Source organism: Sphingobacterium psychroaquaticum (genome assembly GCF_900177625.1).
GTDB classification, from domain to species: Bacteria; Bacteroidota; Bacteroidia; order Sphingobacteriales; family Sphingobacteriaceae; genus Sphingobacterium; species Sphingobacterium psychroaquaticum.
On the sequence record NZ_FXAU01000003.1, the window covers coordinates 84005 to 107793 of the forward strand.

Below are 23789 nucleotides of genomic sequence, written 5' to 3' on the forward strand. Positions count from 1 at the left end.
TAAAAAGCTGAATAATATGTTCTTAATTTGTGTTGAGGTTTTTGCTACCATCTTGTTGCACATAGTATCTAAAAGTATAGTATGGAGATGGCCAGTTCAGATTGGTTACTGCCGGTGGATTTCCTTTATATGCATTGATGAGTTGCAACTTGGCATACTTTCCATCGGGCAAACGAATAGCATATGTACGGTTTGTAAGGGCTTGCATGATATGGGTATTCAAGCTATATTGAAACCATCCGGTAGAAGATTCCGAAGAAGCCCAACCGATTTTATTTATCGTGCTGCTATCGAAATCTGCATCACTAGGCGCTGTTGTTACAGCTTGATACGCTTGTCGAAGCAAAACGACCGAAGTCTGCTTCGCCTCGCCGCCAAAACCGGGATTAAACTCCATATGGGCATTGTTTACAAAAACCTCTGAATTGTAGGGGCCAGTGAATGCCAAATCCCAATCTTTGCTTTGCAACCACTGCAGGGAATCGGCCTTCGTTCTTATCCAGATCTGTCGTTGGTCGCGAAAGCGAAATAGAAAAGTATGGAATGCTCTATTCTCTTTTCCATCTATTCCGCTACCCATGGAAGCTTCCACGTCGCCTGCTAAGTCTCGAATAATTGTGCTTTTCCCATCTTCAAGTTCTGGTCGCACATCTTTATCCTTGCCGCAGGATGAAAAGAGAGTAATGCACGTCACCAATGATAAGAAGGAACACAGTTTGGCTAAACTCAACCAACTGCGAAATTCATTGCATATAATCTTTTTTGTTTTCATGTCGTTTATTTTATTCTTTAATCCATCTATAACTTAATCCGCCAAGAATAACACGTCCCGGTTGTCCCGGCATATATTGATGTGTAAAGTCTAAGATGTTATCTGCTATTAGTCGGAGGGTCAATCTCTTTTTCAATAGGCTTTTCTCCACCGTGAGATTTAACAAAACATGGTCCGGCACAAAAGCGTCATATTCATCGATAAACTGATTGCCATTAATTTCCTGGAAAGGATATTTTCCGCGAATGTTTGCCCGCAGGTTGAAATTCATATTCCAGGGACGGTATTCGTACAACGCTTTCAGGTTGACCATATGACGTGATCGGTCTTCAATACCCCAGTAATCTTTTGTAGTGACGGGTCTTGATTCGCCTGTAATCGGATTGTTTATCATTTGATTATAAGGGAACTTCCCAGCTTGAATACTGTCTATGACGGCCAAATCTTTGGCGATTAAGAACTGGTAACCCGCAGAAAGTTCTACATCCGTTGTCAACCGATAGGCGGCGGAAACTTCAAAACCTTTATTGACGGCTTTAGGTAAGTTTCGGTAGGTGTAAATCTGTCCTACAACTGTACCGACGCCAACTGATATAGGGTTTATCTGGTTATTGATGCGATGGTAAAATGCTGAGATCTCTGTACGTAAACGTTTATTACTGGAAGACCATACCAGTCCGATATTATTAGAGAGGCTCTTTTCTGCGCCTAAGTTCCCTGCAACCAAGTTAAGCATGTAACTGTTTTTGGTACTCAGCTCTCCATTTTGTTCCATTGCCTCCATGGTCTGGCGCACACGATCCGTACCAACCAACATGTAGTTGGCCGCCGGATTATAGAATAATTGGTAGCGCATTTTGTAGTCAGGGGCCTTAAATCCGGCACCAATTCCCGCCTTAGCCACTAGGTTGGTATTGATCTGATATTGGATGCCAAAGCTTGGGCTAAAACGGCCATCATACACATCGGTGTAATCGTAGCGCAACCCTAATGTGGTTTGTAGTTTTTCAATTGGATGCCATTCGGTTTGTAAGTATGTGAATGCTGTGCGCAGCTGACGATCGTCTCCCAAATCTTTGTTATCCATCATTTCGATGCTCCCTCCAAGTCCGCCTGTTAAGCGAAGCGAGGACTGAGGCGCATAGGCAAATTGTTGCTCAAAACGATGGACTTGCTGACCAAAACGCTCTGCTCCAATCAACGCACTTTGACGAATCCATTCGGCTTGCATCTGCGTTTGATAACGCGTGAAATAGTAGCGTGACATGCTACGGATACCTGAACGAAATTGGTGATCGTAGTTGAGGGAGAGGTTCAGGTCTTGATCGCGTTGTTTGTCCTCTAAAGTGAGGCCTTCGCCCCAACCGTTCTGCATCGTAGAACTACGCTCCGCATAGCGTGCTGTAAAACCAAGTGTGCCTTCTTTACTGGTGCGGTATCGTATGCGCCCTTGAAAGCTATAATTATCATACGGATGCACCGTCGTGCCCGTTGTCATGTAATCTTTGTTGGTGTTAAAACCATCGGTACGGTAATAATTTCCAGAGAATACAGCAGCGCCACGTTTATTTGCAAAAGGGGTTTCGGCTTCCACCGTCGCATCGACGATGTTTAAGCTACCATAAAGGAGGGAAGCGTGTGCTTGCGGCGTAATGGCTCCATGGCGGGTGATAATATTGATTGCACCACCTAATGCATCACTTCCATATAAGCAGGACGAGGCACCCTTTATGATTTCAATGCGCTCTATATTAGTAACCGATATCCTGGAAAGATCGAAATTTCCATTGTTTCGTCCCAACATGGGTTGGCCATCAACCAGCACCATGACATAATTGCTACTAAACCCTTGAATTTGTACGCCCACGGCTCTGGAACCGCCAGCAATATCATTGATGACAGCAACACCTGTTTGTTCTTTCATTACCTCATCCAGACGTCGGCTTCCCATGAGTTCAATCTCCCGACGCGTAATGACCTTGACAGGCATCGCCGCATTTTCTGCATTGATAAGATTGTCGACTGCGGTAATTTTTCCATTCACGGCCACCGCTTCAATATTTTTAGGTTCTGCGAGGAGCCTGATAACGATGGAGGTATCACGTTCTGCAAGCTCTAAATCCATATTTTGTGTCGTATATCCCGCACGGCGGACCTCTAATTTGTACTTACCTTCATATAGATTTTTAAAAAGGAATGTGCCGTTTGTTTCGCTTCGGAAGATCTGTTTATCCGGGTATAAAATCACGGTTGCTTGATTTAATCCATGACCGGATTGTCCATCTAGTATTTGGCCTGAGAGTTGAAATTTGTGTTGGCTGAAAACAAAAAAAGGACATAAAATCCCTAAAAAAGCAGACGTTATTTTAACGGTTTTATTTCTTCTAGCTGGCATTAACTATTTTTAATCAATCTAAATAACAAGACAAAAGAAGGGATTCAAAATGGATTTTCCTCTATGAAAAGTGTCAAATCTTCTATTCAAATTGATTTGTTTTTGATCGTTTTCTTATTTTAATCTGTATTATTTTGTTGTTTTTGAATGTGTTATGTATTGTTTTGTGGTTTGGGATAGCATCAAATACATATTTATTTTATTTGTATTTAGACTGATTATTGATTTGTTTTGTATTGTAAAAGTGAAGAATTGATTATGTTAAGAAGAGTAATATTTGTTTTTTTTCTATGTATCGGACAGTTTGTTTTTGGAAAAGAACAACGCATTGTGACCCTCAATACAGCGATCACGGAAACAGTGTTTGGGTTGGGGTTAGGCGAGTTTGTGGTGGCTACCGATGTAACGAGTATCTCACCGAAGGCTGCGGCAGCTTTACCTAAGGTAAGTCGGAATAGGTCGTTATCAGCAGAGGGTATTATGGCTTTTAAACCGACAATCGTTTTAGTTGCGACGGGGGATATGTCAAAAACTGTTGTGCAACAACTGCGCAAAGCGGGGATCAATGTGGTGCAAATACAACAGGAGTTTACAGCAAAAGGAGCCTTTCGTTTTATGCAAGAAATCGCAGATGCTTTATCGGCCCCTGCGGTTGGCAAAAGTGTTGTAGAACGTACGAAGCTAGCATATGACCGAGTAATCGAAAATATAGCGAAGGAAAACCAAGGTAAGAAATCGCCTAAAGTGCTCTTTATCTACGCACGTGGAACGGGGACAATGAGTGTCGCTGGAAAAGGAAGTAGTCTGGATGCGATGATTGAGCTGGCTGGGGCTAAGAATGCTATTCAGGAATTTGCTGACTTTAAACCTTATACAACGGAAGCTCTGGTACAAGCGAATCCCGATGTTATTTTAATGTTTGACTTTGGAGCAAGTAGTCTGGGGGGGAAGGATGAAATCTTAAAGATGCCAGGAGTCCGTTTGACGGAAGCAGGGAAGCAGAAGCGCATACTGGTCATGAATGCCTCGCTGTTGGTCAACTTTAGTACCCGGTTGCCAGAGGCTATTACCGAGCTTCATAAAGGATTGACCATATCGATGGCACATTAGTGGAGCGCGTACAAGTAAGGTTTTTAGGGGTTTGAGAATAACAGCGTGGATAAGAAACAGAAATTAATTATTAGTGGCTTGATTGTGGCATTGATCGTCGTGACGATACTAGCCCTGGGATTAGGCGCTTTTTACATTCCAGTAGGAGATGTAGCGCAATTGCTGCTCCAGAAAATTGGACTTTATCGTGAAGTAACCGTTGATGCCTTGCAGGCAGATGTATTATTTGTGGTGCGTTTACCGCGTATTTTATTGGGTATTTTGGTGGGCGCTGCATTAGGCATGTCAGGGGCAGCAATTCAAGGGATTTTTAGAAATCCGTTAGCGGAACCGAGCTTAATCGGTATTTCGGCTGGCGCCTCATTATTTGCCGTTTTGGTGATTGCTTTTGAAACCCTCTTGTTTGCAGGTCTTTCGGCATGGTTAGGGTATTATTTGTTGGTGTTTGGTGCCTTTGTGGGAGCCGGCATTACCGCATTTGTGGTGTATAGTATCTCGGTTAAAGATGGACGACCGAATGTGACGACTATGTTGCTTGCAGGGATTGCAATTAATGGATTTGCCGGAGCTTTGACTGGGCTGATGACCTACATGGCAACCGAACAACAGTTGCGTACGATTACCTTTTGGATGCTCGGTAGTCTGGGGGGGGCTTCTTGGGAAAATATAATGGTGGTGGCTCCATTTATCTTGGTCGCTTTGTGCTGTTTATCGTTTTATGGAAAGTCATTGAATGCATTTGCCCTCGGAGAATTACAAGCAGACCTTCTTGGGATGCGCACCGATAGGGTAAAACGCTGGGTGGTTGTGCTTTCTACCATAGCCGTCGGGGCCTCTGTTGCCGTATCGGGAATTATTGGTTTTGTAGGGTTATTGGTCCCCCATACGGTTCGTCTTTTTGGTGGGGTAGATCATCGTTTTGTATTGCCCGCCTCGATGTTGCTTGGCGCTTTGGTCCTGACTTTAGCCGATGTGTTGGCTCGTACTTTAGTTGCACCTATAGAGCTTCCTATCGGGGTTATAACCGCGCTATTGGGAACGCCTGTCTTTTTGTATATTCTGATCAAGGAAAAATAAAATTAAAGCTATGCTACGTGTAGAAAAAGTAAGCTTCGAAATTAATGGGCGCAAGTTGCTAAAGGAAGTTTCCTTTCAGGTGAGAAAAGGGGAGGTGCTTGCTATTTTGGGTGCAAATGGAGCGGGCAAGTCTACCTTGATGCAGATTCTTTGCGGTGATCGAAAACCGAATAGTGGGGTGGTGAATTTAAATGGGATAGCTTTGCCAGATTACGATGTTCGGGTATTAGCCAAATCGCGTGCGCTCTTAAGTCAGCAACAACATATAAGCCTTGCCTTTAAGGTTGCGGAACTGGTGTTGATGGGGAGGTATCCTCATTATAAGTCGAGCCCTACCGCGCGAGACCTCAAGATTGTGGAAGAGGTGATGGCAATCTGCGGAATTACTGCATTGGCCGACCGCGTATATATGAGCCTTTCGGGAGGAGAGCAACAACGGGTGCAATTAGCCCGTGTATTGGCTCAGGTATGGGATAATCCTGATAGCCTACTCCTGTTGGATGAGCCAATATCAGCACTCGATATGCATTATCAACAGAAGGTATTGGCCATTGCTAAGGCACTTTCCCGGCGAGGGTTTATGGTCGTTTTAGTGGTGCACGATGTGAACTTTGCAGCGATTTATGCGGATCGTATTTTGATGTTGAAAAACGGACGTAAGCTCTTTGATGGGACTCCGGTTGAAGTCCTTAATAAAACGAATCTGTATACCGTGTTTTCGGTAGAGGCTTCAGTCGAACTAAATCCTAAAATATTAAAACCTGTTGTACAGCTTGAAGAACTAAAGCTGGAGGCCGATGTCTTTGATGTGAAAGCATAATATTACCGATTGTTATTTAGAAAGATTATAAATTACGTGTAAATTTTGTACCTTAGAGAACTGAAATCTTAGTAGGGCTAATGTTATGGTGATAAAGAGTAGAATCGAAGAATTGGATGAATGGCTTTTCATAGAAGAGATTCCTGATCTATATATGCCCGACAAGCCTTTAATCGAAAGTCGCTTAGAGATTTCGAAGGGGCCGGTTCATATGCGTAATTTCCAGCTATCAACCAGTGGTCTTTTCATTTTGCATACCGAAATGGCATTCGACAGACCGGTACATATCCATACAGAAATTGAAGGAGAGGCCATCACCAGCCAGTTTATTTTTTTTAAGACGGCAGACAGCAAGCTCCCTTATGGGATGAGCCGACATAATATCCGTTATATTCCTTCGGTAAAGACCGAACATGAGGTAAAAGATGGTATTGCTTATAGTTATTTTATAGCGGTCATCTCTAAAGAATATTATTTAAATCTTATTAAGCGCGACTCGTTGTTGCATAAACACTTTGTGGACGAGATCGAAAAAGGCGAATATGTTTCATTTTCGGCTGAAGATCTAATGGCTACGTATGAGATGCAACACACGATTGCCGAGCTGATTGAATCCAAAAAAACGGGTGAAATCCGACGATTACATACGGAATCACGGATTGTTGAGCTGTTGATGTATCAGTTTGAGCAATACAACGAGAAAATAAATAATAGTATTTCGTTGTTCAATGACGACGATATTGAGCGGTTGGAGTTGGCGCGTCAGATTTTGGAACAGCGTATTGCCAATCCACCCACACAAAAGGAATTAGCAACAGAAGTCCTGATGAGCGAGAGTAAACTACGTAAAGACTTTAAGGAGTATTTTTCGGTTACTATACACGATTATCTGACACGACTTCGCATGGAAAAAGCGCGCTCCTACCTGTTGGAGGAACGCTTATCTGTTTATGAAGTAGCGCTATTGACCGGGTTCGGACATCAGAATAATTTTAGTAGTGCCTTTAAAAAATACTACGGTATTTCTCCGGGGGAGCTAAAAATGTAAAGCGCGATTCCCTATTTGTATTCCACGACAAAATCTTCCTTTGGAGCACGTACTTTTTTCATTTGTGCGAGCCAATCTTTTTCTTCATTCGCATAGCCTAGATACAGTAATGCTACCGATCGTAACCCTTGTTCCTTAAGATTCAAAACGTCATCGATTAGTTCATTGTCATAACCTTCTGCCGGTGTACTGCTAATACGTAGTTCTGCAGCTTGTGCTAATGCAAAACCTAAGGCGATATACGTTTGTTTCGAGATATGGGCGAAATGTTGGGCGGTTGTCTGCCGGCCAAAGGATTCTTTTAACATATCGGTGTAGCGACTAAATCGACCTCTTGGTAAGCCACGTTGGTCGGTTGTTCGATCATAAACTTCGTCAATGCGCTCATCGGTGTATTGATCCCAGGCGGCAAAAACGAGTATATGTGAACAATCCCGCATACAATCTGGATTTAGAGAGCCTGGAACCATCTGTTCTTTTAGAGCTTGATTGCTTACAACGACCAGTTTAAATGGCTGTAGACCCGATGAAGTAGGGGCTAATCGCGTCGCTTCAATAATTTTTTCAATATCCTCTGTACTTACTTTTTTGCTCGGGTCATAGGCCTTTACGGCATGTCGCCATTTGAGATCACTTATCAATGTCATATTATAAAAATCATTTTGTTCTATGGGGTAAACAACGACACGTCTTATTTGTTGTTTTTCTTTAGCTGATAAACGCATCGCGTGCCATCCTGTAGTATATGTTGTATTCTGGAGACCTCATAATCGGGGCCTAAAAGCTGTTGAAAGTTGGAGAGTTCGGCACGACAGAAGCCTTGACATTCTATTGCTGCGGCGCAGATAGGGCAATGATTTTCTGTAAAGTAATAGGTCTGACCATCTTGGGACCATTCTGCCATATAGCCTTCTTCACTCCGGAGTGAAGCGAGTACTTGCAGTCTTTCTTCGATATGCTGTTTGTTTTCTAATGCGGCAGCATATCGTGTATAGTGTTGCTTTTCACGGTCACTGATCAAGAGATCTAACGCATTATCGCCTAACAATCGTTTGACGGACTGTAGTAACCCGACGGTAACTTGTGCATGGGTATCTGGAAATCGAGCAAGTCCTGCATCGGTGAGCGTATAATATGCGGTAGGACGGCCAACCCCTTCGCGCTTGTGTTGGATAGCTACGAGACCGGCGTCTGTTAGTTTAATCAGATGTTGACGGGCACCTTCTTTCGTAATACCGAGATCATGGGCAATGACAGCAAGGGGTGTATGCCTCTTCATCTTGATGATCATCAGTATCCTATCGGTGTTATCTTTTTTCTCCTTTTGCAATGTCATACTTGTTTTATTTCTGAGTTTCCTCGCTACTAAGCCGACTTGTTTTCTCTGCAAAGGTAGTTATTATTATACGATTTGTAAGCCATGCAACCTGTGCCGTCTTTTTACAATTGTCAGCTCTATGTTTTACTTTCAAATAAAACAAGTATTTGCTTGTTTTATTTAAAACCTTTCCTACCTTTGATTTGTGAAAATATTGGAAACATTCAAATACCTCCATTACGACTTATATATATCCCGTATCGTTATACGATTATAAGGGTTTGCTATATTTTGTTGTCACGTTGCGATGGGTTTGCGGTGCCGCGCGTGGGGAATGGGTTTAAAACTGGAAATAAAAGTAAAAGTTGGTATGGATACATTTATTAATAAGGTCGAAGCTTCTGGAATTATAACGGTGGACCTGTTGGATTATGAGCCGAAGGAAAAGAGTTTTTTTCTAGATATCAAGCCTTTTCTTTTTATGGAAATGATTGTGAAAGAAAAGGAGTTTAAAGCAGCGTTGGAGACCTATGATTGGCTGTCCTTGAAAGGTCGTTCTGTTGCGGTGGGTTGTTCTGTCGATACGATTATTCCTACCTGGGCATATATGCTGTTGGTAAATAATCTAATGGGTATCGCTACACATATAGATTTTTGTTCTGCAGCAGCGTTGGATCGTCTTTTATGGCGAGATGCGGTGTTGGCTACTGACTTTTCTTACCTCACTGGAGAAAAGGTTGTTGTTCGCGCTAGACCGAATCTAGATCCATCTCTCTATATGGCAGCAGCAGAAAAATTGAAGCCTGTGGTGAAAACTTTACTTTATGGTGAAGCAGGAATGCCGAAAGTTATAGCGAAAAATTGATAGATTAACGCTAAATTTACATACACGATAGTATTTATTTGTCCTGCAAAGGGCACCTAAACATATAAATTAAGAAGAAACGATGAAAGCTTTGATATTTAACGGCGCGTTGGACAGAAGAGAAAACGCAACATCTGAACGATTGAGTGCTTACCTCTTAGAGAAGTTTGCAGGACAAGGAATTACAGCGAAGACCTTTCGGATTGTGGATTCTGGAATTCCATTGTTTGATACAACGTTGAACAAAGTTCCTAATGCGGTGGAACGCATGAATATTCTCTTCCGTGAAGCAGATATTCATATTTGGCTATCACCGTTATACCATGGTAGTATGACTGGGGTAATGAAGAATTGCTTGGACTGGATGGAGTGCAGTGCAAAATTACCTAATCCATACCTGACCGGTAAGATGGTGGGCTTAGTTTGTTGGGCGGATGGTGTACAAGCAATGCAAGGGATCAATGCGATGGATGCCGTAGCGAAATCGCTTCGCGCATGGACGTTACCGTTTAGTGTGCCGATTCAACGGAATGAGCTTTTTGCAGAAGATGGTGCGGTAAGTGCGAAATATAATCAACGTTTTGACCTTTTGCTCAATCTGCTGATAAAAGGACCAAAACTGGCGCTTGATAGTGCGATGTAAAAAATTGATTCAAATTGTTTTGTTTTCGAAAGTCCGGTTTGCGTAAGCAATACCGGACTTTTATATATTACAACGTTTTTATCTTGAGGTTTCTAAAGGAAGCCCCATGTGCCCAATCCTGTAAGGCAATCTTACCTTTGGTTTTCTTACCGAAAGCTGGTGCATCCTTAAATGAACTTGTCTTTACGAGCCTTTGCCATTGTTTGGACTTGAGGTCCATTTCAGCCGTCACCGTACCGTTTAAATAAAAGGTAATATTCCCATCTTTTTGAACAATACGGGATTCATTCCATTCGCCTTTAGGTTTCGTTTTTACAAAATTCTTTTGTGGCGTGAAATTATATAAGCATCCTGGTCGTTTGAGTGGAACATCGAAATCCGGATGTGCGTCTTGTAGCAATTGGTATTCAGGTCCCGAATACCAGGTCGTAGGGATGGAGTCTTGTTCATCTACATTGATAAAGACACCGCTATTGCCACCTTCAGCTAATTTCCATTCGAATTTCAAATCATAGTTTTCAAATTCTTCATTTGTGACAAGGTCGGCACGTAAGTTTGTGCTCTCCGGGTCACAGTGCAGTTCTCCATTTTTTACTTGCCAGGTCGATGGGATAGTCCCTTTGTTGTAAACATGCCATTGATCCATGGACTGTCCATCAAAGAGTAATTTCCATCCTTCGGCACTTTCTTTTTCACTTAAGGTGTTCGGAACAGTCGACGTATTTTTGCAGGACACGGTCAGACATGCTGCCGCGAAAATCGCTACAGGAGCTAGGAATCTTACCTTCATTTCTTACTGTTTTGGTTTAGTGATTGTTTAGCTTGTACGTTGGGTACAACGCATAATCAAACTTAGTGAAAAACAAAAAGATTCGCAATAAAAAGTATATCTCAGGTACGTAACAAGGTTATTGTATTTTACGACTTACTCCTTTTCGATGTTTTTTTCTGCTTTTATTCCACCAGATGATGTACCCTGTAATAGGAAGACTTGCACAGCATAAGCTAACGATAAAGGCTAGGATCTTGGTGCCCATACCGCCAATATTACCGGTGTGTAGATCAAAGTTGAGTGCCTGAAGCTTATCGCCGCCTTGTAGTGTCGTGGACGATTTGACCTGATTTATCTCTACGGTTTTTTGGTCGAAATAATACCACTTAAAATCTCCACTTCGTTGTTCGCTCATGCGCACCTGAATATCAATTTCAGGCGCCGTCTTTTTGCGTAAACGAATAGACATAATCCCGGCGTCCGGGTGTTGGGTTAACGTATAATGGAGCGCGTTGTCAAGCGGTGTAGCTCGACTTAAATTGACTGGACTTGTGGGCAGAGCTTGGGGTTTTGTTGGTTTAGAATAAGGAAGTACCGTATTGAAAAAAGTGGTATACCCTTTCTTGAAAGAAGGAAAAGTAAATACCAAACCTGTGATTGCAAGGACAAGCGCGAGGAGTAAGCTATAAAATCCAACAACATTGTGTAGGTCATAATTTAACCTCTTCCATTTCACTTTTCGGTCAATCCAGAAACTTCTTTTCAGCTTTTTTGATTTCCATTTCTTAGGCCACCATAACACCAATCCAGAAATCAAAATAAGTACAAAGATGGCGGTAGAATAGCCTACGACAGCATGCCCCACCTTTTTTCCAAGGAGTAAATTCATGTGCAGTTGTAAGACCACCTGAAAGAATTCTGTTTTGGAGTTTTCAATACTGCGTAATTCTCCGGTATAAGGGTTTAGAAAAACACGCTTATAATACCGGTAATAGTTCCAGTGTCCAAAGGCGTCTTCATCGGTATCCAGTGCACGGAAAATCCATGTACGATTTTTGGCCGGGTATACATCGATGCGCGATACTTTTTCGCCTTGGGGTAACTGACTTTCAGCAATAGCTGTTAGTTCACTGATAGGGAGTGGTGTCCCTTGTTGTTCGGCGATATAATATTTATGAGGGTATATCCATAGCTTCAGTTCATCTTGAAATGTATAGAGACAACCTGTCACACTAACCACAACGATAACAATTCCGGTTAGGATGCCAAGCCATTTGTGAAGCCAGAGTATACCCTTTTTGATCATTTAGAATTTGTAATTTATATTGAAAGAAGCTGTTGTCCCAGGTCCTTTCACATAATCGGCATTAAATGCTCTGTATTGGCTTAAGACAGGGTAGTAATCAGCATTGAGTAAATTCTCGACCCCGAGTCCCAGCGACCAGCTTTTGTTTACTTTGTAACCTACATTCAGGTTGAATAGGTTGACGTCACGAACTGGGCCTTCGCTGGTTTTATATACCCCTTTAGCATTCGGTTCGAAGCGATCGCGATTTCCGGTATGCACCCAGAAAAGTTGGAAGTTCCATGCATGGTTAGGAGTGAAATACAAGTAACCTGTAGCCTTGGGTGGAGCAATACGAGAACCATTCAGGTAGGTTTTTGTTCCATCATCCTGTTTCGATTTTCCTTCTACATAGGCATAGGTACCACCAATAGTCCACTCTGGAGAGATTCGCGCATTTAGAGCCACTTCGTAGCCATACACGCGTTCTGGAAGGCGTTGTGGAATCAAGTATCCGCCAACGTCAACAAGTTCCACCCCCATTTTTGAGGTACTGTAAAAGTAGGAAGCTGATAGATTAAAGATACTGTAGTTACTGGAGAAACCAATTTCGTAGTTGTTGGTAATAATCGGATCGGTCTTTATGCTGTCGAGGTCGTTATCCGTCGCACGACGAACGATACGCCCTAACTCATTGATGGCGAAACCTTGTGAAAAACTTACAAAAGGGTTGAAGAGGTCATATTTATTGTAGCGTAATCCAGCATTGAAGGTAGCCCCTTTGTATGGTATCTTTCCGCCTGTGACTGGAATACTACCCTCTCCGTTTGGTCCGGAGGCAATGGTATTAAAATCTTTGATTTTAACGGTTGCATTTTCATAGCGAACACCCCCTTTGAAGATCAGGTTTTCGAAAAAATCCATGCGCAATTGTGCATAGGGAGCCACATTGATCATATTCATATCCGGGATATAGATACGGCCGTCTACGAGGTTCTGGTCTGTAACGTCATTTAATAGATCTAGACCGTAGGTTACCTCGGATTGTACGTTACCTAAACGGAATGGGGTGTTAAGGTTTAGCCGTAAGCCCTTTTTTTCAGAGTTTATCTGTGTTTGTCCCGGACCATACCATGCCGTTCCCGATTCAACATAACGGTTCATAGAGCGGAAGGTATTGTAGTAGGCAGAAGCTTGAAGCGATGTCTGTCCGAAAATTCCTGTCTTCGTGTAGGTTAGCATCGCATTATGGTTATATGGTGTGCCCGCAGGACGTCCTGGGTCTTCACCTTTTACACCGATAGTTGGCGTTTCCCCATAGACACCTGTTTTGCTGATGTATTTTGCATGCTGTGTACTGTTGTAGAAATTGTAGACAGCCATCAAGGAAGATGTTTCATCAATCGTATAGCCTACTTTAACAAAAGCATTGTATTGATAACTATTTGATAGTCCATCTGTTTGTCCGAGTGGTATACCATCCGAATCCCGCTGTAGACCCGCATAATCTACGGAACCACTTACGCTATAATCGAATTTATTTTTCCGGCCATAGAATGACTGAGCGGCTCGGTAGCCCATGGTTTCACTGCTGTGAAACGGATTTATAGTGGTTCGTAAACTGGTTGTACCGCCAAAAGCGGGCGCACCATGTGCATTATTTCGGGTAATGTAATTAATAATACCACCAGCCGAACCATTTCCATAGATGGAGGTGGCACCTTTGATTACCTCCACTCGCTCAATGACACTAGGGTCGATTGTCCGTAGGTCACGTGCTCCATTCATTAATGGGGTAGATTGTGGGATGCCATCGATCAAAACCAAAACAGCACGTCCACGTAATGTCTGTCCTGAATTGGTCGCTTTGTTTGTGGATGTTCCTAAGCCCGGAATGGTATTACCTAGGATACTGGAAAGATTGGTGTTGATCTGACTTTGGGCGGCTATTTCTTGGCTGTTTAAAATAGAAATTGATGAAGGCACCGTAGAAATATGTTCCGGCTTACGGCCTGCTGTAACAATAACCTCGTCCAAATTTGTGATACGCTGGAAGCTGAGCTGGATCGGAGACCGTAGTGTATCCGTGGCTATTGTTTTTTGTAAGCTGGCATATCCCGTGTAAGAAACCTGTACTTGTAGGGGAGAGGAAAATTGCGTTACATCGTACTGAAAAAGTCCGTTAACATTACTATATCCTATCTTTTTATTGTTTATGCTGATATTAGCATTAGAAACAGGCGATGCTTTTTCATTTAGAATGAGGAGTTCTAAGCGTTGCGCAAAGCTGCTGTTTGCCGCCAGCAGAAGCAAGCCGGTAGCGACTGCTTTATTGATGCACGAGTGTTTTGACATCTTTAATCTTATTTAGACTGATTTTAAACTGATGCAAAAATAGAAAGATTTTAGATTTTCAGAAATCTTTTTTTGCTCCGGTCAAAGAAAATAAGATCATTAAATTTTTTGGCTATTATTTTTAGTTAATACTGTTGACATAAGGCTGTCATCGCACGCTTTATTTTTGTGTTAGTAATACAGCATAACTTAAATACTATCCTTATGAACTTAAAGAAACTTACACTGAGCAGTTTGGAACATAATCTTTGGGTAAACCAAAAATATGTGGAGTGGTTAAATACCAAATCGGAAATCCTTCTGCATACTGAGGTGAAATCCAGTTATAGCAGTATCTTAAAGACGGTACATCATATCTGTTGTTCACAAGAATACTGGCGCTCGATTGTGGGTCAGCAGTTTGCGTTAGATATTGAACATTTACCAGATATGCCTGGAAGACTGGAGCTATTTGAAGAGCTGATCGTGAGTTCACAAAAATTGGTCGATCTGGTTTCGGAGAGCGACGAGTCTCTATTATCAGAAAAGATCGCTGTCGATAGTGCATGGTTTTCTTGTAATTTATCTCGTTATGAATACATTCAGCAAATTGTACTGCACGGCGCGTACCACCGCGGCCAGATTGTAACAATGGGCCGGCATCTTGGTATGGAGGATGCGCCAATGACGGATTATAATTTCTGGAATATTTATAAGGATCGCTTTCGTCATGTGGGGTAGCATACATGCTGAAATCATGAAAGTTTTGTAGATTCGTGATAAATCAAACGAAAGAGAAATGCTTTTTGAATCTTTATTTCAAAATATAGAAGAAAAAGTAACGATAACGGAGTCGGATAAAACGCTTTTACGAAGTTTTTTTCGAGTAAAGAAACTTCGTAAGCGGCAATATCTTCTCCAGGAAGGGGAGTTGTGCAAGGATATTGCTTTTGTGGTGCGGGGTGCGCTGAAGTCATATACACTGGATGATAAAGGCAATGAACATGTCAGTTTGTTTGGGCTAGAGGGGTGGTGGATTTCTGATTTTCGGAGTTTCATCTGCGGAGAGACCGCGTTGCTAAATATCGACGCGATTGAGGAAACGCATGTTCTATTGTTATCCCGTGCTCATTATGATACTATGCTTGATCAGATGCCTCTGATGGAGCGTTATTTTAGAATATTGTATCAAAATAGTTTAGTCACAAAAGACCGACGACTGATTAGTTCGCACACCTACACGGCAGAAGAAAAGTATCAAGAGTTGTTGCGACAGTACCCGTTTATTATTCAACGGATTCCACAGCATTTAATTGCTTCTTACCTGGGTCTGACGACTGAAACGATCAGCCGGATAAAGAAAAAACAGTTGATCTAAGTCAACGTTATTTCTTGTTTTGGGTCAATGTATACCTGCTTGGCAGGTTTTACTTTTGATACCAAAAGAAATAGATGAAAAATAGCGCATTAGTCGTCGGCTCCACAGGAATTGCCGGCAGTAATTTGGCCAAAGAGCTAGTTGCCCAAGGTTGGGAGACGTATGGCTTGTCAAGAAATCCAAGTAAACCCTTAAAGGGAGTCCATCAGCTAAGGGGAGATCTCTTAGATACCGACAGCTTAGAAGAAGCGTTGTCTGGTATTAATCCTACCCATGTTTTTTTTACCACCTGGATGCGTCAGGAAAATGAGACTGAAAATATACGGGTGAACAGCACCTTGGTGCGGAATATGTTGGATGTACTTTCTCTAAAAAGAAGTGTGGCACATGTAGCTTTGGTGACCGGATTAAAGCATTACTTAGGCCCTTTTGAATCGTATGCTAAAACGGGGAACCTGCCGGAAACGCCCGTGCGAGAAGATCAGGGAAGACTTACATTTCCTAACTTTTATTATGCACAAGAAGATGTTGTTTTTGAGGCTGCTGCACGCGATGGGTTCACGTGGAGTGTGCATCGTCCACATACCATTATTGGTGAAGCAGTGGGCAACTTGATGAATATGGGGACGACGCTAGCGGTATATGCTACCTGGTGTAAAGAAAGGGGATTGCCTATGGTATGGCCGGGGTCGCGGGAGCAGTGGTCTGGTTTATCCGATGTGACCGATGCACGAATCTTGGCTAAGCAATTGGTCTGGGCAGCGACGACCCCTGCTGCACAGAATCAAGCCTTTAATGTGGCCAATGGCGATGTTTTTCGATGGAATCGTTTATGGTTTGATATTGCGGACTGGTTTGGAATTGCCGCTGAAGGTTTTGTGGAAACTATTCGACCATTAGAAAGTGCAATGACAGGAATAGCAGAAGATTGGACGAAGATCGTGAAGACGCATGGTTTGAAAGAAAGTCATTTAGAACGTTTGATTTCGCCATGGCATACTGATCTGGACTTGGGGAGACCTCTGGAGGTGGTAACGGATATGACAAAAAGTAGAAAATTAGGCTTTACCGCGTACCAGGATACACGGGATTCTTTTTTCGATCTTTTTAAGTCTTTACGCACAGGACAGATTATTCCCTAGAAGGCTGGATGCGATTGACGTCTATGCGATTGTCTAGACGTCAATCTCCCTTAGAAGGAATAGGTTTCTTTGCATAAACCATCAGCTTTTCCTACCTTGACCCTAAATCAAAAAGTGGGTTATGCAAACAGCGTCTTTATTGGAGGATATCGTTTATGGCGAGGATCGCCCTGCGATAAAAGTTATGTTAGACACTACCGCTACAAAAGAGATTCGAATCGTTTTTCGTGCCGGACAGGAAATGAAGCAACATAGTGCACCTTTTCCGATTGTGGTGGAAGTGGTGGATGGAGAAATCGATTTTGGTGTTGATGGAAAGCGGATTGCCCTGAATCGCGGAATGTTAATAACGTTAGAAGGCCATGTCCCACATGATCTACTTGCCAAGAAGGACAGTATTGTACGATTATCCCTAAATAAGGCTGATGCTGTAGGTAGGGTGGAAGAGGTCGTCCGTAGACGAAAGTAGGGTTAAGCGCTCAAAAACATTATTTGTCGTTAAACCAACGTGTCTCTTTTTAATCCAACAGATAAACCCATTTTTATGATCGCAGCTTTTAATTTTTTGAATGACCTCAAGAGTACATCGTATCGCATATTCGGACGAATTGCTTTTTTCCTTTTTGTATTTCTATTCTCTGGTTTATCTGTATTTGGACAACGCAGTGAAATCGATGTTGATATTTTTGGCAACTTGAATTATAAGTCTCGTGATGGCAAGTACACCGCGACCTTGGAGAAGAATATCTTTGATGACCTAATCTATAAGGACAGCCGTAGAAACCAGATTACTTTTGAAAAAAAATACTTAGATAAAGAATATCGTGGTATTATCGGAAACAAAGAACAGCAGCGTAAGCTATTTCTTAATCTAGTGCGGGAGAATAGACGCGATGAAAACTATAAAGCGTCGTATAAGATTGATATTTTCGATAAGCTTATAATTGAAGATAATAGAGGTTATAAGTTAGAGGAGGGCAAGGATATTTTTGGGCATAATAATATTGAAGAGCAGCGTAATGGAGTAAAAAGCTCACTTAAACGCAATATTCATGGATATCTAGAATTTCAAGAGGGTCGAGACAATGCTTCTTTGAAAAAAGATATCTTTGACAAATGGACCTATGAGGATAGTTTCGGGAATAAGGTGCAACTAGCACCGAAGACCTGGGATCGAATGATACGTCGTTTTCGTACTGACGAGGCAATCTTACAGTTTTTTGTGGATCAATTTTTCTTCTAACCTGGTATAAGTTATGTTTATTATAGACTCTCCTTCGAACAACGCATATTTTAATATTGCTTCTGAAGAGTATTTGTTATACAAATATCCTGAGGAAGACATCTTCTTGCTCTACGTGAATGCGCCGTCTATCATTGTCGGTAAATTTCAAAATACATTGGCAGAGATCAATCTGGATTACGTTACTAACAATGCGATAAAGGTTGTGCGTCGTATGTCTGGAGGGGGGACTGTATATCACGATTTGGGAAATTTGAATTTCTCTTTTCACACATTATTGGGAACCAATGATTTTATGGATTTTTCGACCTTTACCCAGCCGGTTGTCAATTTGCTTACTGGATTAGGTGTACCCGCAAAGTTGGAAGGAAGGAACGATTTATTGGTCGATGGTAAGAAATTCAGTGGTAATGCGAAGTTGATGAAGAATGGTAAAATGATTCAACATGGAACTATTCTGCTAAATTCGGAGATGGAGGTTTTAGGCGAGGCTTTGCAGGTAAACCCGCTTAAATTTATTGACAAAGCTGTAAAGTCTAATCGGGCGCGGGTAACCAATCTGATTCATTACCTGCCGGCAGATACGAGTACCGAAAAACTAAAAGAGCTACTGATCGCTGAGATGATCAAAGAAAATCCCGGGGCTATTCAATATGAATTAACGGTCGACGATATACATGCGATCGAAACATTAGTGAAAGAGAAGTATAATACTTGGGATTGGAATTTCGGTTTTTCACCCAATTATAACTTTAAGAAAGCGATAAAAGTACCTGCTGGATTTATTGAATTACACATGGATGTCGATAAAGGATATATTCAGCAGGTTAAGATCTTTGGTGATTTCTTCGCTTCCAAACCTATTGAAGAGCTGGAGAAAAAGCTTATTGGGCAAAAACATAGCTTGGATCAAATTGAATCCGTCTTGAATGCGGTAGATCTGACAGCCTTCTTTGGAAAGGTCACCGTGGAAGAAATCTTGGTGTTGTTTAGCTAGATTTCTCTAGGGCATAGAGCACCCAGTGTTGTCCATCTTCTTCAAAATCTTCAACATAATGCATGTTTAGCTTGCTAAATACGCCTATAGAGGCTGAATTCTCTATTCGTGCCCGGCCGACAATACGCTTGATACCTAAGGTGTTTTGACCGTAGTCCATGGAGGCTATCGCACTTTCTGTCGCATAACCTTTGCCCCAATGTTTTTTAAAAAATCGGTAACCAATATCATATTCATCCTCTTCAGGATGATATTTGAGTCCACACCAACCGAGTATTTCCTGGTCTTCTTTGCGAATGACCAAGAGACGGCCGACCGCATATTTCTCGTATTGATCGTAGTTCGTGAGAAACACTCGGGTAGCTTCCACATCTACAAATTGTACATCTCCGGTGTATTGTAACACTTCGGGGTCTTCATTTAAAGCGTACATATTCTCCGCATCTTCGGGAAGGAAGGGGCGGAGAATCAAACGTTCTGTTTCTAATATCATGCAGCAATTTACGTTAAAAAATCTGGATCGGTAAATGCGGGATTCGGATATTTGTAGAAACCTTCGCCTGTGGCGACTCCTAATTTATTTTTATCGATGAAGTTTTCCTTTAAAAAGGCTACTGTTTTGACTTTTAATGGGTCACCAGTGGCATCCGCTTCCATCTTATTGATGTTGTAGGCGGTAGTAATACCAACAACGTCGAGAATTGCAAAGGGGCCTACAGGAGCACCGGTGGCAACCATCCATGTTTTATCTATTGTTTGCACATCAGCGACATTGTTGACCAATAAATCCGTTGCCGCACCGAGTAAAGGAACAAGTAACGAGTTGACAATATATCCGGGTTGTTCTTTGTGAAGAGGCAAAGCAATCATACCAATGTTTTTGGCAAATTCAACTACTTGATCGAATACCTGTTTGTCTGTGCCAGGGTGTCCCATAATTTCTGCCGTATTATGTTTCCATATTTCATTAGCGAAATGCAGGGCAAGGAATTTTTCCGGACGTCCTGTTTCGGCCGCAAATTGACTAGGCAAGAGGGTAGAAGAGTTGGTCGCAAAGCGTGTCTTTTCTGGAGCAACGGCACGTGCTTTTTTATAGAAATCAATTTTTATCTGTGGATTTTCTGGAACAGCTTCGATAAGTAAATCTGCCTCTTTTAGGGCGACAGCAAGATCGGATGTGTATTGCAGATTGCTTTTTGCGGCGGCCAGCGCCGTATCTGTCGCTTGTAGATCCTTTTTGTAGGCTTGAGCCAAGTTGTCGAATTTGGCTTTCGCTTTTTCTAGTACTTTATCATTAATGTCATATACCGTGACATTGAATCCATGAAAGGCCGTTTGAAATGCGATTTGATAACCAAGTACGCCACTGCCGGCCACTGTTACATTTTTAATTTCCATTATTGAACGTTTAAGTGTTTTTATATAGAAGTAATAACAAATGTTTATTGGTAGTGTTTGGAGTAGAAACAAGTTTTCATTGTAGGCACGTGGTCTTTTCAGTCGTGGTTTGACAGGCCTTCAGCGCTTCTATGTTTGGGGCATGGCTTGCCGAGGAAGGCCAATTTCATGTGCTTGTGGATAAGGGGCACGATGGGTCATGCTGACATCCTCTTTGATCTGCTGGTGTACCCGGTATTGATGATTCTTTTCATGGTTATAGCGTGGGTCCGGGATAAAAGGCATCTTGGCCATCTTATGGATGGTAATGGTCGGAAAATGACAATCTACTTCGACCGTTCCGAGGAGGAGATAACAACCGCCACCTTGAAAAGGGTAAGCCTGGAGGCTATCTGGGAAATGTGCGGTATCAAAATAGTCGCCATGAACATCTATCCAAGTGCCGAAATACATGGTTCCCAGTTTGGTCGGGACATGTTTACGTGCAATAAGGTAGGCCAACATCTTTACTTGTTTTTTATGATGTTTGAGTAGGTCTTGCACCAGAACCTCACCGCGATATTTTGTTTGCAGCAAGTCGAAGGGAGAACAAGATACTGGAAAGCCGAGCAGCTCTATTTCATCGAAAGCATCTTCATGAGGGAGGCGTTCGAGCTCGGGGAGTTTGTATTCTTTAGCGGGTTCTTGCAGAAGCATCAGCGCACGGTTTTCAGGTTTGAAGTTGACCAGCAACATGCGAGCGGTAACGAGTAGTTCGTTTTTGTTTTTTCCCGTGAAACGGAACGCTCCGATGTAGATTAAAATTTGTACGGCCTCTATACCGATGGGGATACGGCGGATAAAATCTTCTAAGGAACGGTATGCTCCATGTTGCTTACGTTCATGCTCAATAAGGAGCGCCGTCTTTTTGGGAAGACTTTGGATGTGCATAAAACCGAGGTATACGGTTTTGCCATAGAGGGTGGTTTCGTATATACTTTTATTGGCACATGGAGGAAAGACTTCAGCGCCTGATTTTTTTGTTTCGTGAACATAGACTTCGGTCCGGTAAAATCCTCCCAGATTGTTGATCACAGCCACCATAAACTCCAAAGGATAATATACTTTGAGAAATAAGCTTTGGTAGCTCTCTACCGCATAGGAGGCCGAGTGTGCTTTACAAAAAGAATAACCGGCAAAAGATTCAATTTGACGGTACACCTCGGCGCTAAGGTTCTCATCGTGACCTAGTTTTCGACAAGAGGCGAAGAAGTTGTCTTTCACCTGTTGCAGCGCGGAAAGAGATCGTCCCTTGCCACTCATCGCACGCCGTAGAATATCACCATCCGCTGCCGCTAAACCACCGAAGTGGAGCGCAATCTTAATCACATCCTCTTGGTAAACCATAATACCATATGTCTCGTGTAATTGCTCCCTGAAGACATCATGGAAATAGGTGAATCCTGTCGGATTATTGTGCCGAAAAATATATTCTTTCATCATGCCGCTCTGCGCAACACCCGGCCGAATAATAGAGGAGGCTGCGACTAATATTTTATAGTTATCGCATTGGAGCCGGCGTAACAATCCCCGCATCGCCGGGCTTTCAATATAAAAGCAGCCGATGGTGTGGCCTTTGCGGAGGTAATCATTGCATAATGTTTCGTCCTTGGAGAGGGACGTATTGCGGATGTCTACTGTGATGCCTCTGTTCTGCTGAATTAATTGAACAGCATCATTAATATGACCGATTCCCCGTTGCGAAAGAATATCAAATTTATGCAACTCGATTTCTTCGGCAATATGCATGTCAAATTGTACGATAGGAAAACCCTTGGGAGGCATCTCCAGGACAGAATAATGTGTAATGGGTTCTTCGGAGATTAATATACCGCAGGCGTGCATGCTGCGTTGATTCGGGAATTTTTCCAACATTTTACCATAACGATGTATTGTCGCAACAATCGAATTGCTGTCGTGCTGCTCGATGGGCATGGTGGCCAGGCTATCGAGCTCGGCTTTGGGCAAACCGAATACTTTACCCAGTTCACGGAAAATCGATCGGTATTTAAAAGTAACGTTGGTGCCACAAAAAGCAACGTGATCTCGTCCATATTTATTGAATATATAATGTAAGATGGTATCCCGGTCTTGCCAGCTCCAGTCGATATCAAAGTCGGGAGGCGTCTTGCGGTTTAAGTTCAGGAAACGCTCGAAATAAAGATCCAACTCCAACGGACAGATATCGGTAATGCCCAAACAATAAGCAATAATGCTGTTGGCGCCGCTGCCGCGCCCGATATGCATAAAACCCATGCTGTTGCTGTACTGTACAATATCCCAGGTGATCAGGAAGTACGCACTAAAACTGAGCTGGTGAACGACTTTTAATTCTCGCTCCACCCGATCCATGGCTTCTCGATGTTCTGGAGGATACCGTTTTGCCAGTCCTCTGTAAGCTAAGGTCGTCAGGAGTTTTAAATCTTCGTCCCGGCTATGGGTGAAATGCTTTTTATTCTTTGGCGCATGAAAATCAAACGTAAAATTACAGCTATCCACAACCTGTTTGGTATTGGTAATCAATTGCGGATAATGGCGGTAATAAGAAAGAAGCGTGTGGGGTGGGACCATGGAATCTGTTTCCCGACAAGTGTCTTGCGAAGTGAGCTTGGAAAGAATAATGTTGAGATCCACGGCACGCAGGATGCGGTGCAGATTGTACGTTTCTTTGCTTTCGAAGACAACAGGTTGGAGGATGACCATATTATTGATTCGGTGTCGCCATCGAAGTTGGATAAGCTGCGTAAGCTCGTCGGGACGCACGCCGATATACGCATCCGGGGGTAAGCTGTCGGGGGCATTATCCAACGGGTAGATCGTAATCACTTCTGTAAAAGGTGGTGCTTGAACGGGGATCGGTGTTCCCGCTATATTATGCGCCGTTAATAGGTTGCACATTTCCCCAATACCGGTAGACGTTTTTGCCAGGGCAATGTATAACAATTTATTGCCCTCGCGAAACTCCATGCCCACCAAAGGCTTGATCTGTTTTTTCTCGCAGGCACGAATAAAATCGTATATCCCCGTAACGGTATTAATATCGGTCAATGCCAGGGCTGTAACGCCACAGGCTTTAGCCTGTTTTACAAGCGTCTTGATAGACATTGTGCCGTAGCGCAAGCTGTGGTAAGAATGACAATTGAGGTACATAGC

Annotated in this window: 22 protein-coding genes; 12 read left to right on the plus strand and 10 right to left on the minus strand. The window is 42.6% G+C overall.

Features of this window, described 5'->3' with window-relative positions; all coding sequences use genetic code 11:
• Positions 1 to 22: 22 nt before the first annotated feature.
• Together B9Y69_RS08795 and B9Y69_RS08800 are read right to left on the minus strand one after the other, a co-directional pair.
• Entirely contained in the window at positions 23 to 772 is a 750-nt protein-coding gene (locus B9Y69_RS08795) for an HmuY family protein (protein WP_085472585.1), read from the minus strand.
• Between the two features lie 10 nt (positions 773 to 782).
• Positions 783 to 3137, minus strand: coding sequence for a TonB-dependent receptor (locus tag B9Y69_RS08800; RefSeq protein WP_317042140.1), 2355 nt, complete (start codon positions 3135 to 3137; stop codon positions 783 to 785).
• 288 nt (positions 3138 to 3425) lie between these two features.
• Here B9Y69_RS08800 and B9Y69_RS08805 point away from each other — a divergent pair, with 288 nt between their 5' ends.
• The 4 genes from B9Y69_RS08805 (at position 3426) to B9Y69_RS08820 (ending at position 7222) form a co-directional block, all read left to right on the plus strand.
• The gene (locus tag B9Y69_RS08805; protein WP_085472587.1) at positions 3426 to 4277 is read left to right on the plus strand and encodes a heme/hemin ABC transporter substrate-binding protein; all 852 of its coding nucleotides are present in this window, start codon (positions 3426 to 3428) and stop codon (positions 4275 to 4277) included.
• Positions 4278 to 4322: 45 nt separating this feature from the next.
• Positions 4323 to 5354: a FecCD family ABC transporter permease gene (locus B9Y69_RS08810; protein ID WP_085472588.1), complete on the plus strand. Its 1032-nt coding sequence runs from the start codon at positions 4323 to 4325 to the stop codon at positions 5352 to 5354.
• Positions 5355 to 5364: 10 nt separating this feature from the next.
• Positions 5365 to 6174 (plus strand): heme ABC transporter ATP-binding protein, encoded by an 810-nt coding sequence (locus B9Y69_RS08815; RefSeq protein ID WP_085472589.1) that lies wholly within the window; start codon positions 5365 to 5367, stop codon positions 6172 to 6174.
• A gap of 85 nt (positions 6175 to 6259) precedes the next feature.
• Positions 6260 to 7222, plus strand: a complete 963-nt coding sequence (locus tag B9Y69_RS08820; RefSeq protein WP_085472590.1) for a helix-turn-helix transcriptional regulator — start codon at positions 6260 to 6262, stop codon at positions 7220 to 7222.
• Positions 7223 to 7233: 11 nt separating this feature from the next.
• Here the strand turns inward: B9Y69_RS08820 and B9Y69_RS08825 are convergent, their stop codons facing one another.
• Together B9Y69_RS08825 and B9Y69_RS08830 are read right to left on the minus strand one after the other, a co-directional pair.
• Positions 7234 to 7869 (minus strand): NAD(P)H-dependent oxidoreductase, encoded by a 636-nt coding sequence (locus tag B9Y69_RS08825; protein WP_085472591.1) that lies wholly within the window; start codon positions 7867 to 7869, stop codon positions 7234 to 7236.
• A 44-nt stretch (positions 7870 to 7913) separates the two neighbouring features.
• Positions 7914 to 8558: a helix-turn-helix transcriptional regulator gene (locus tag B9Y69_RS08830; protein ID WP_085472592.1), complete on the minus strand. Its 645-nt coding sequence runs from the start codon at positions 8556 to 8558 to the stop codon at positions 7914 to 7916.
• Between the two features lie 352 nt (positions 8559 to 8910).
• Between B9Y69_RS08830 and B9Y69_RS08835 the strand changes: the two genes are divergently transcribed.
• Positions 8911 to 9405 (plus strand): DUF2480 family protein, encoded by a 495-nt coding sequence (locus B9Y69_RS08835; protein WP_085473022.1) that lies wholly within the window; start codon positions 8911 to 8913, stop codon positions 9403 to 9405.
• 82 nt (positions 9406 to 9487) lie between these two features.
• The gene (locus tag B9Y69_RS08840; RefSeq protein WP_085472593.1) at positions 9488 to 10048 is read left to right on the plus strand and encodes an NADPH-dependent FMN reductase; all 561 of its coding nucleotides are present in this window, start codon (positions 9488 to 9490) and stop codon (positions 10046 to 10048) included.
• A 67-nt stretch (positions 10049 to 10115) separates the two neighbouring features.
• Here B9Y69_RS08840 and B9Y69_RS08845 read toward each other — a convergent pair whose 3' ends face one another.
• The 3 genes from B9Y69_RS08845 to B9Y69_RS08855 all read right to left on the minus strand — a co-directional run bounded on the left by B9Y69_RS08845 (position 10116) and on the right by B9Y69_RS08855 (position 14460).
• Positions 10116 to 10838: a 3-keto-disaccharide hydrolase gene (locus B9Y69_RS08845; protein WP_085472594.1), complete on the minus strand. Its 723-nt coding sequence runs from the start codon at positions 10836 to 10838 to the stop codon at positions 10116 to 10118.
• Positions 10839 to 10956: 118 nt separating this feature from the next.
• Positions 10957 to 12126 (minus strand): PepSY-associated TM helix domain-containing protein, encoded by a 1170-nt coding sequence (locus tag B9Y69_RS08850; protein WP_200811769.1) that lies wholly within the window; start codon positions 12124 to 12126, stop codon positions 10957 to 10959.
• Positions 12127 to 14460 carry a TonB-dependent receptor gene (locus B9Y69_RS08855; RefSeq protein ID WP_085472595.1) on the minus strand — a complete coding sequence of 778 codons (2334 nt, stop codon included), beginning with the start codon at positions 14458 to 14460 and terminating at the stop codon, positions 12127 to 12129. It lies immediately after the preceding gene.
• Between the two features lie 204 nt (positions 14461 to 14664).
• Here B9Y69_RS08855 and B9Y69_RS08860 point away from each other — a divergent pair, with 204 nt between their 5' ends.
• The 6 genes from B9Y69_RS08860 (at position 14665) to B9Y69_RS08885 (ending at position 19199) form a co-directional block, all read left to right on the plus strand.
• A complete protein-coding gene (locus tag B9Y69_RS08860; protein ID WP_085472596.1) occupies positions 14665 to 15180 on the plus strand; it encodes a DinB family protein in 516 nt (171 codons plus the stop codon).
• Between the two features lie 58 nt (positions 15181 to 15238).
• Complete coding sequence (locus B9Y69_RS08865; RefSeq protein ID WP_085472597.1) at positions 15239 to 15817, plus strand: Crp/Fnr family transcriptional regulator; 579 nt, start codon at positions 15239 to 15241, stop codon at positions 15815 to 15817.
• 74 nt (positions 15818 to 15891) lie between these two features.
• Positions 15892 to 16959 carry an SDR family oxidoreductase gene (locus B9Y69_RS08870; protein ID WP_085472598.1) on the plus strand — a complete coding sequence of 356 codons (1068 nt, stop codon included), beginning with the start codon at positions 15892 to 15894 and terminating at the stop codon, positions 16957 to 16959.
• A gap of 121 nt (positions 16960 to 17080) precedes the next feature.
• Positions 17081 to 17428: a cupin domain-containing protein gene (locus B9Y69_RS08875; protein ID WP_085472599.1), complete on the plus strand. Its 348-nt coding sequence runs from the start codon at positions 17081 to 17083 to the stop codon at positions 17426 to 17428.
• Positions 17429 to 17503: 75 nt separating this feature from the next.
• Positions 17504 to 18202, plus strand: coding sequence for a hypothetical protein (locus tag B9Y69_RS08880; RefSeq protein ID WP_085472600.1), 699 nt, complete (start codon positions 17504 to 17506; stop codon positions 18200 to 18202).
• A 13-nt stretch (positions 18203 to 18215) separates the two neighbouring features.
• On the plus strand, positions 18216 to 19199 hold the full coding sequence (locus B9Y69_RS08885) for a lipoate--protein ligase (RefSeq protein WP_085472601.1): 984 nt from the start codon (positions 18216 to 18218) through the stop codon (positions 19197 to 19199).
• Here the strand turns inward: B9Y69_RS08885 and B9Y69_RS08890 are convergent.
• From B9Y69_RS08890 to B9Y69_RS08900, 3 genes are all read right to left on the minus strand, one after another.
• Positions 19192 to 19692 carry a GNAT family N-acetyltransferase gene (locus tag B9Y69_RS08890; RefSeq protein WP_085472602.1) on the minus strand — a complete coding sequence of 167 codons (501 nt, stop codon included), beginning with the start codon at positions 19690 to 19692 and terminating at the stop codon, positions 19192 to 19194. The genes B9Y69_RS08885 and B9Y69_RS08890 overlap by 8 nt on opposite strands.
• Before the next feature lie 8 nt (positions 19693 to 19700).
• Entirely contained in the window at positions 19701 to 20597 is an 897-nt protein-coding gene (locus tag B9Y69_RS08895; RefSeq protein ID WP_085472603.1) for a 3-hydroxyacyl-CoA dehydrogenase, read from the minus strand.
• A 129-nt stretch (positions 20598 to 20726) separates the two neighbouring features.
• Positions 20727 to 23786: a DNA polymerase III subunit alpha gene (locus tag B9Y69_RS08900; RefSeq protein WP_085472604.1), complete on the minus strand. Its 3060-nt coding sequence runs from the start codon at positions 23784 to 23786 to the stop codon at positions 20727 to 20729.
• Positions 23787 to 23789 lie beyond the last annotated feature (3 nt).